The organism is Lentisphaera araneosa HTCC2155 (assembly GCF_000170755.1).
In the GTDB taxonomy this organism is placed as follows: Bacteria; Verrucomicrobiota; Lentisphaeria; order Lentisphaerales; family Lentisphaeraceae; genus Lentisphaera; species Lentisphaera araneosa.
On the sequence record NZ_ABCK01000009.1, the window covers coordinates 84340 to 93807 of the forward strand.

A 9468-nucleotide genomic window follows, 5' to 3' on the forward strand; every position below is an offset into this window, starting at 1 on the left:
AGGTTTAGCACTTATAAAATTGCGCATTGCCCAAGCGAGGGAAGAGGCTCTGGTCGCCACTTTCAAGGTTAATCATATTGACGGTATCTGAGTTGGCTTGATTTTGAGCCACTTGATAAGTGATGCCAGTATGAGCATGATAATAAGTTTCACCAGCCTCTGCCTCTTCTAAATCAATGGCTTGCTCAGGTAAGAGTTCAGCATCTTCTAAACTGAGAAAATAACTTCCACTTAAACACGACTCTTCCCCAGTCACTAAACTGCGGACGAGATCATTGTTCGGTTCGATAACTTCGTAATACGATTCTTCAGGAAGGGTGAAGCCAAGGCGTTTCACTTCGTCGCCAGCATTAAACTGACTGAGTCCTTGATGGGGCTTGGGGAAATTCATTTCTGTCTCTTAGATTAATTGTGGGAAATTACTTATTGAGAAGACAAAAACAAGGTTTTTAGTGAAAATTATTCTCTCATCCATAGTTTATGTGATAAAACGACCTCCACAATTTTTTCAACTACGGGCAAAAGTATGTAGTCCACCGCTTTAGCGTGCGTCCAAACCTTCCTTCCCCCTGGGACCGCCCAGCTCCCGCTTGGCAATTGGTTTCAAACCTTTCTTCCCCCTGGGATCGCCAAGCTCCCGCTTGGCAATTGGTTTCAAACCTTTCTTCCCCCTGGGATCGCCAAGCTCCCGCTTGGCAATTGGTTTCAAACCTTTCTTCCCCCTGGGATCGCCCAGCTCCAACTTGGCAATTGTGTTCAAACCTTCCTCCCCCCTAGGACCGCCCAGCTCCAACTTGGCAATTGTGTTCAAACCTTTCTTCCCCCTGGGATCGCCAAGCTCCCGCTTGGCACTATTTCAATCCTCCCATCTCCGATAACCTCATAAATCATTTAATTATTAATTTGTTGTAAAAATTGTTATTACAACGACAGATCTGTGTAGCCAGTTTCGTAAATAGTTATAATATCTTCCATTATTTTAATTATTACTATATTTTAAGGCTATGACAATGAAAAAATATATACCCCTACTAATTTTGAGTTTTACCCCCCTTTGTTTGTTCGCACAAAGCAATACTAAATACGGCACTAATTCAGGTGTAAGTCTTACCACTGGAGATATGAATAGTTTTTTTGGTGTAGCCTCAGGAAAAAATACAACTTCTGGATATAACAATACTTTTATCGGCCTCAATGCAGGACTGGAAAACACCACAGGTCATCAAAATACATTTTTAGGTTTATCAGCAGGGGTCAGTAATAGTACCGGCTTTGAAAATACTTTTCTTGGTCGCGGTGCAGGTGAAAGTAATACTTCTGGTTACAGGAATACTTTCATTGGTCTTTCCGCTGGCGATAAAAATACAACCGCAGATTATAATACTTTCATTGGGTTTTATTCAGGGTTTTCCAACACTATTGGGACTAAAAATACATATATAGGTACTAAGGCTGGTCAAGATAATCAGACGAGTAGTAACAATGTGTTTATTGGCTCTTCCGCAGGCGAGAGAAGCAAACTTGGGCACAATACATATGTAGGTAAAAGTTCAGGATATCTAAATGTAAGCGGTAAAGAAAACACTTTTGTGGGGTCTCAATCAGGTTACAATAGTACCGAAGGGAGTTACAATTTACTCATGGGAGTTAATGCGGGATTTAATAATAAAGGCAATGAAAATGTGTTTTTAGGACATGACTCTGGACGACAAAATACTACAGGCTTCGCTAACACTTGTGTAGGCAAAACTGCTGGTTATTATAATACAACAGGCCGTAGCAATACCTTTATAGGGCGTTATGCCGGTTTTAAAAATACCACTGGCTTCGCTAATGTACTTGTGGGTAGTGCAGCAGGTATTAATAATATAGTTGGAAATCACAACGTATATCTTGGTCATGCATCCGCTTCTAATAATAATGGCTATAACAATGTTTTTATCGGTTTTAATGCTGGTTCCTCATATACTCAAGCTTCCGATAAACTTGTCATTGAAAATTCCAATTCAACTTCGCCCCTCATTTATGGTGAGTTTGATAATAATAAGCTCCAAGTCAATGGAGAACTTCGCGTTACCAACGGCATCCGTACAAACGAAGTAAATGTCCAGCTTCAGTCGGCCTGGCCAGATTATGTCTTTGCCGATGACTACCAACTTCCCACCATTGCGGAAATGGCAAACCATATCAAAGAACACAAACACCTGCCCGGCGTGCCCTCCGCAGCGCAAATCGAAAAAGACGGTCTCGATATGGCCAAAGTCATGTCAGCCCAAATGGAAAAAATCGAAGAACTCAGCCTTTACATCATCGAGCTCGAAAAGAAGAATCAAAAGTTAGAAAGCGAAAACACTGAAATCACCAAAGAACTTCTGCCCTCGATTCTCGAACGCCTGCAAAAATTGGAGAATAAATAATGCGCTACTTACTTCTTTTACTCACAGCACTTTCAGCTCATGCGATAATTGACGAAACTGAACTCAATACATCCTGGAAACTTCTCTACTTCGATGATTTTGAAGACGGTACTTTTGGAAATTATAGTGATGGTGGGACAGATTGTGGATTAGTTACTAATGCAAGTTATGTCTACAGCGGTACAAGAAGTTTAAAAATACAAGATAATACAGCTAGTTCCTTTACGCAGTTCACAAGTAATATGAATTTGGCAGATAAACATTATCATAAGCTGAGAATTCATTTCAAGTATTACGTACGAAGCTTCACGGGCACGCAACATTTTAACCTTCAATATTCTTCGGATGGAGGTGTAAACTGGGTCGTGGTGAAATCTTTTGACCTCAATGATTTTACCAATGGTAGTTTCACAGATGCTGAAGTGATTTTGATTGATTCGTCTTATACTTTTTCTGATTTATCAAGAATTCGCTTTGAATGTGAAGGTGGAAATGATGATGATAAGGTTTATTTGGATGATATTTCGATTCACGTATCACAGTTTAACACAATTATAGGTAATTTAGCTGGTCAAAATAATACCACTGGCAGGTACAACACTTTTATCGGTAAAAACTCTGGGCATCGTAATACGACTGGCTATTACAACACATTTCTTGGCTTGAATTCTGGTTTAAATAATACGACTGGTTACCATAATACTTTTTTAGGTTTATCAGCAGGGGTCAGCAATAGTAATGGTTATGAAAATACTTTTGTCGGGCGTGGTGCAGGTGAAAATAATACCACTGGTTTTAGAAACACCTTCATTGGTCGTTCTGCGGGTGACAGAAATACAAGTGCAGATTATAACACTTTTATCGGGTTTTCTGCGGGGTTCTCCAACACTACGGGGACTAACAATACATATTTAGGTTCGAATGCTGGTCGAGATAATCAGACGAGTAATGCTAATGTATTTATTGGTTATGCTGCAGGTGAGAGAAGTAAACAAAATCACAATACATATATAGGGAAACAGTCTGGCTACCTAAATGTCAATGGTAAAGAAAACACTTTTGTTGGTTCACAATCAGGTCAAAATAGTACCGAAGGTGATTATAATGTATTCATGGGGGTTAATGCGGGTTATGATAATCAAGGAAACTTAAATACCTTTATAGGGCGTGCAGCGGGACGTTTTAATGCTGAGGGAACTGGTAATAGTTTTATCGGCCATACTTCAGGCTGGAAAAATACGATCGGTTCTCAAAATACTTATTTAGGTGTAAGTGCAGGGTACCATAATTTAACTGGTTCAAATAATGTTTTTATCGGTTTTAATGTTGGAGCCAACGAAACCGGTTCTAACAAACTCTATATCGACAATAATGCGACAGCAACCCCCCTCATCTACGGTGAGTTTGATAATAATAAGCTCCAAATCAATGGTGAGCTCCGCGTTACCAATGGCATTCGCACTAATGAAGTGAATGTCCAGCTTCAGTCGGCCTGGCCTGATTACGTTTTTGCCGATGACTATCAACTCCCCACCATTGCGGAAATGGCAAACCATATCAAAGAACACAAACACCTGCCCGGCGTGCCCTCAGCTGCGGACATCGCAAAAGACGGCCTCGATATGGCCAAAGTCATGTCAGCCCAAATGGAAAAAATTGAAGAACTCAGCCTCTACATCATCGAGCTCAAAAAAGAGAATAATACACTCAAAGATAAACTCGATCACAGCATCGAAAACAACCAAAAACAGATACAATCTATTTTACAAAAACTAGAGGGGAAATAAACCGTGAAATACATATTTACACTGTTGTTAGGTCTTCAAGTTCTAGCTCTAGAAATAAATAATCAAACCATAAATAATCATTACCACCAGATTCTTAAAGAAGATGTAAATATTACGGCATCAAGTTTTTCTAATACTACTCACGGAATAATAGGAACAAACAAAGCAATAAAAATTTTGCCCAATACTGTTCTTACATCTGATTCTGGATTCACACTCAGAGCAGGCAACTATTACAATGTTGTATTTAATACCTATAATAATAATGGCGCACTTCAGGGAGAAATTGAGCAGGAGGTTTTTGAGGGGCTGGATGCAGAGTCTGTTGTTGTAACTCCTCCAGAAGGATATTCATTGGTTTTATGGTCTGACGGGACTCAGACAAGTTCTAACCTAATTACTAATGTTCGTTCAAATTTACAGGTTACTGCCTATCTTTCAGCAAACACTGCAAAAATAGATTCATACCCACCATCGACTGAAAAAATTTATAATTATAATAAAACTCAAGCGAACATATTTACTTTTTCAGGGCTCACAAGTGCAATTGAACTTAATTCGGTAAAGCTGCTGGAGCGAGTAGGTGATCAATATAAGGAATCTACTATTAGCTTCCAATTAACACCTAACGGCATTCTATTTGATTTTAGCGATCCAGATTATCGCACGTATGACTTTTTATTGATTGCCAGCAATGAAGAAGGTGAAAATATATATCATCTTAAATACGACTTGCTTGAGGGCTTAGTTAATACTGTGGCCAATTTAGAAAGCGGATTTTATACAAGTGCACAAACATTAGAGCTTACGGCCGCACCAGATCATACTATTTATTACTCAACTAACGGTTATCCACCAGTACCTGGAGAATCACACACCTTTTCTGCCCTCGGTGAAACCTCGATTAACATTAGTGATAACAAACTAATTTATTATTATTTTATTGATCCAAATGGTAATAGAGAAAAATCTATTAACAGTCGTTCATTCCGTTTTTATGAAAGTAAAGCTGCTTTGACCAGTATTTCTAATCCCACATACAATGGCAATGTAAAACTCACTTGGGGAGCTCTAGCTGAGGCTACGAAATATAAAGTTTACAGGGCCGACAATCAGCTTGAATTAAATATCTTAAAAGAGGCTTTTAGTAATTCAATTACCGCCCCTCAAAACCTGTTTATAGGAAGTACATCATTAACGACCTTTTCAGACTCTGAAGCAGCTCCACATATAGACTACTATTATGCTGTATCATATTTAGATTCTAAAGGTGAGGAATCTTTGATTACTAACCCTGATTTGATGACCATTAATTATTCAAATAACGCCTCGATAAGCACGATTGCCGCATCAATTGATAGGGGTTTAAAGTGGTTAAAGGCCAAGCAGATGACAAATGGACTCTGGTCAGTTGAAGACAAGGAGAACTTGGACTTTGTCTTAACAAGTGAGGCATTGAAAACTTTAGATGCATATGGTGAATATGATCTGTCTTATTATCTAGGTTTAAATGCATTAATATCTAAAGACTCTTCAGATAACGACTCACTGAGTCGGATCTTATTTACTCTCTCAGCAGATTCTAATTACATAAAAAGTGGATATTATAAAAATTTCTTACTATTTAGAAAAACCAATGATTCAGGCTGGGGTTTAAACACTAACTTTCAGCCTGACACGCTCACGACATTATTGGCTCTACAGTCACTTAACGGACTAGATTCAGATCAAAGTATAAGTTTAAATCATATTGCTATTCCCAACAAGTACTTTGCTTCTAGCCAAGGCGACGGGCTGTCATTTGTTGCAGGTGGTTCTAATTCAGTATACTTAAATGCTTTAGCTTATGATCTTTTAAAAGAGTCGAATTTGGTTTCTGCCAATAGCTTAATTCAAACTATTGTACAACAATCAAATGGTTCTTATGATAACAGTTTATTAGATACCTGTGGAGCAATTTTATATATGCCATTGAACACAGTAGCATTAAATAATGCAAAAAATTATTTAATTTCAAAACAAGAACTTAACGGAAGCTGGGGAGATATTTATCTTACAGCTCTTTGTTTACAGGCAATGGCCAAATAATGAGGGGAGTGAATAAAATGTTAAAACAACTATTTCTGTTATTTATACTATCATTTTGCTTAAACTTAAAAGCAACAGATAATTTAGATGAAAATGGCAATCCTATAGATGATTACGTTTATACGGGTATTTTTGAGGAACTCAGCCCCGAGGATACAAATTCTGAAATAGAATTACTGGTTCAAAATCTTGAGCATGATCCTTTGAAAATATTCAACTTTGTACGACAAAATATTGAATTTGAGGAGTACACAAAATCCATGCGTAGCGCAATTTCTGTCCTTGAAGCTCGACATGGAAACTACTATGATCAAAATATTTTATTGTTTACTTTATTGAAAGCTGCTGGCTTTAACGCAGATGGAGATTTACAAAATTTAAGGTACGCATACGACTCTGATTTAAACAAGATTTGGGTTGAAGTCAAATTAAATGTTTACGCATATCGTGGACTTAGTATTTCCTCACAGGAAATAAAATTAGAATGGATTCCTTTGGATCTGCATATAGATAAAGAAAAGCTTAAAAGTAAAAAGACCATTTTTAAATTTGATGTCCCTTTTTCGGATGTGACTTCTTTTGATTATTCTGAGTACAACAAATCGTACAATGATATCGATCCAGTTGAATTGGTTTCTCAGCATGTAAGTGAATATGTAAAAAATAACGCTTATAGCTTTAAGGAATTATTGGCACCTAACAAAAAACCACACAATAAGCTTTTTTTATATCCTCTAAGTTTATCAACTAAGTTAGAAAATAATAACCAACAACCTTCAATAAATTACTATAATTCTTTTCCTAAGCATCTTATGTCATACACCATTGTGGAAACATACCCCAATGGTTACAATTCTGATAAACTTTTACAAAAAGTGAAAATTTATTTACCTACTGTATCTGATAAAATCATTGGTCTTACAACTACATACGTGAGTTCTGATCGAAGAAAAACAAAATTTACTGTTTATTCTATTCAAAATGACTTCCAAGAATTAGGCTATGTAACGGGAGAATATTTTTCTGAAAGTTCATCCGGTGGTTATTACAAACCTGTTTTTAGCAATGAATATCATGCACCTAGAGAAAAATCATTTAAATACTTTCGTGATGTTGTATATCTATGTGTAAATCCACTTGGGAATACCACAGAAAAAATTAATAAAATAGAAAAAGCCTTGTTAGCGATTAAAGATCAAGCATCCACAGATGATCAAAATAAAAAACATTTTTCTGTTTTGATGGATGCTTTAATTGGAACCAAATGGCTCTCAAAAACTTACATAAACACAAAAAAGCTATACAAAATGTTTGGTGTTTATGTTGACGATTATAGGCCATGTATAGAAATGATTGACAATGACTACAGAAATATTAAGTCAGATTTTAAAACTCCATATTCAAAGTATAACTACTCGCCACCAATTAGAGTGGATATTTCAACATACAGAGGTTATTTAAGAAATATTGATGGGTCTAACCTTTCAAATAATAATACTACTTTGGGGAGTTTAAAAAGGCACTCAAAAGAGGTCGAAATTTCAAGGTTGTGAAGTATAGTAAAATCATGAAAAAGAAACACTTACAACAAAAAAAAGGATCGAAAATGACCCCAAGCCCCACCTGCTAATGAGCATAAAGACAATATAGCATTATTAAGTCAAATCCCCAATAGATTATTGGGTTTTCTAGATAATTTCAAAGCTGTATTTAAGACACAAACTCATGATTCAAATGAACTTGCGTCTATGTATACAGGAGGTTTATTTACCTCCGAGAAAGGTAATATAGAGCGTATCGAAGAAAGCGTCCCCGCCGTAAATTATGAACAACTTCGTCAATTCATCTCTAAATCACCGTGGTGTCACAATCAGCTCATGACTGAAATAGCTTTGAGGGCTAATCGTAAACTGAAGGACTACTCCAACAAAAGCGAACTGCCAATAGGTTTTTATATCGACGAAAGTTCATTCGTCAAAAAAGGTATGCACTCTGTTGGCGTATCACGTCAATGGCTCGGGTGTCGGGGTAAAGTAGACAATGGACAAGTTGCGGTTTTTTCATCCTTGGGGTGCGGAGCATATAACAGTTTGATTGACTGCCGGTTATTCCTCCCTGAGTGCTGGACCGAAGATAAAGAACGCTGTAATCGTGCTGGGATTCCCGAAGATGAACAAGAATTCAAAACGAAAATTGAACTCGCAATAGAAAGCGTTATGGAAGCCCGAACGCAAGGTATTGTATATGATTTCATTGCAGTTGATGCACTTTATGGGAGTAGCTTTAAATTCATCAATAGACTCGATCAATTAGGGGAAGTTGTCATGGGGCGAATGCGTAATAGTATTCACGTTTATCTTGAGGAGCCTTTGTTTCAACTCCCTGAGCGAGAGTCTAATAAGGGACGTAAGCCCACAAAACTACGGGCACAAACTTTGAGTGTGACAGTAAAAAGTATCGCCGAATCCATTAAAGAAAATCTTTGGGAAGATATTGACATTAGAAGTACAACCAAAGGCATATTAAAGGTTCAGGCATTCCAAAAAAAAGTGTGGCTGCATGATGACGAATCGGGCGAAGTAAAACAGTGGGATTTAATAATTTGTAGAGATAATCAAACTACTTCATTGAAGGATTACACTTATACAATAAGCAACACAGCAAGCTCAAAAACGCTTCAGGAGATGATTCAAATGGATCGGCAACGCTACTGGATCGAGCGTTCATTCCAGGACAATAAAAATGAAGTGGCTATGGATGAATACCAAGTCAGGAAATATCGTGGTTTTTATCACCATATGAGCCTTTGCATGCTCGCTACCTTATTTTTAATGGAAGAGCGTATGGATTGTAAAGACACCTTGCCTCTTTTATCTTGTGCCGACATTAGAAGAGCTATGGAGTTTCTTATGCCCAAGAAAGTAACGAACTTGGAAGAATTCTGTGTTCAAATGGAGGTAAGGCATATAAAACGGCAAAAAAGTATAGATCATGCCAGTCGGGATGCTATTCCACATTAATAATTAAAATTCAAGCGGTCTCAATCTTACAAAAATTCTTCTATCAAGATAGAGGAAGGCTTCCTGCTGTTTAAATCAGATGATTTTTGTGGCTTTTTTAGTCGAATCAGACCACCACTTCATCACAAAATCGAAATGTACCCTGTCTACCATCTA

Annotated in this window: 7 protein-coding genes; 6 read left to right on the top strand and 1 reads right to left on the bottom strand. The window is 37.3% G+C overall.

The annotated features are described in order from the left end of the window. Nucleotides 1–4: 4 nt before the first annotated feature. Nucleotides 5–391: a hypothetical protein gene (locus tag LNTAR_RS10875; RefSeq protein WP_007278749.1), complete on the bottom strand. Its 387-nt coding sequence runs from the start codon at nt 389–391 to the stop codon at nt 5–7. A 155-nt stretch (nt 392–546) separates the two neighbouring features. On the opposite strand from LNTAR_RS10875, the gene LNTAR_RS27545 reads away from it, so the two are divergent. The 6 genes from LNTAR_RS27545 to LNTAR_RS10905 all read left to right on the top strand — a co-directional run bounded on the left by LNTAR_RS27545 (nt 547) and on the right by LNTAR_RS10905 (nt 9312). Continuing rightward, entirely contained in the window at nt 547–777 is a 231-nt protein-coding gene (locus tag LNTAR_RS27545; protein ID WP_162026390.1) for a hypothetical protein, read from the top strand. 233 nt (nt 778–1010) lie between these two features. Then, nucleotides 1011–2417 (top strand): autotransporter outer membrane beta-barrel domain-containing protein, encoded by a 1407-nt coding sequence (locus LNTAR_RS10885; RefSeq protein WP_007278751.1) that lies wholly within the window; start codon nt 1011–1013, stop codon nt 2415–2417. Next, nucleotides 2417–4204, top strand: coding sequence for a cell division protein ZapB (locus LNTAR_RS10890; protein ID WP_007278752.1), 1788 nt, complete (start codon nt 2417–2419; stop codon nt 4202–4204). The genes LNTAR_RS10885 and LNTAR_RS10890 overlap by 1 nt, the downstream gene beginning before the upstream one ends. A 3-nt stretch (nt 4205–4207) precedes the next feature. After that, the gene (locus LNTAR_RS10895; RefSeq protein WP_007278753.1) at nt 4208–6292 is read left to right on the top strand and encodes a chitobiase/beta-hexosaminidase C-terminal domain-containing protein; all 2085 of its coding nucleotides are present in this window, start codon (nt 4208–4210) and stop codon (nt 6290–6292) included. 17 nt (nt 6293–6309) lie between these two features. Then, nucleotides 6310–7845: a transglutaminase-like domain-containing protein gene (locus tag LNTAR_RS10900; protein WP_007278754.1), complete on the top strand. Its 1536-nt coding sequence runs from the start codon at nt 6310–6312 to the stop codon at nt 7843–7845. A gap of 126 nt (nt 7846–7971) precedes the next feature. Then, nucleotides 7972–9312: an IS701 family transposase gene (locus LNTAR_RS10905; RefSeq protein WP_274377922.1), complete on the top strand. Its 1341-nt coding sequence runs from the start codon at nt 7972–7974 to the stop codon at nt 9310–9312. The last annotated feature ends 156 nt before the right edge of the window (nt 9313–9468 follow it).

What these genes read in the sequence shown, in the direction of transcription:
- LNTAR_RS10890 (WP_007278752.1), top strand. Translation starts at nt 2,417, where the DNA reads ATGCGCTACTTACTTCTTTTACTCACAGCACTTTCAGCTCATGCGATA.
- LNTAR_RS10875 (WP_007278749.1), bottom strand. Translation starts at nt 391, where the DNA reads ATGAATTTCCCCAAGCCCCATCAAGGACTCAGTCAGTTTAATGCTGGC.
- LNTAR_RS10900 (WP_007278754.1), top strand. Translation starts at nt 6,310, where the DNA reads ATGTTAAAACAACTATTTCTGTTATTTATACTATCATTTTGCTTAAAC.
- LNTAR_RS10885 (WP_007278751.1), top strand. Translation starts at nt 1,011, where the DNA reads ATGAAAAAATATATACCCCTACTAATTTTGAGTTTTACCCCCCTTTGT.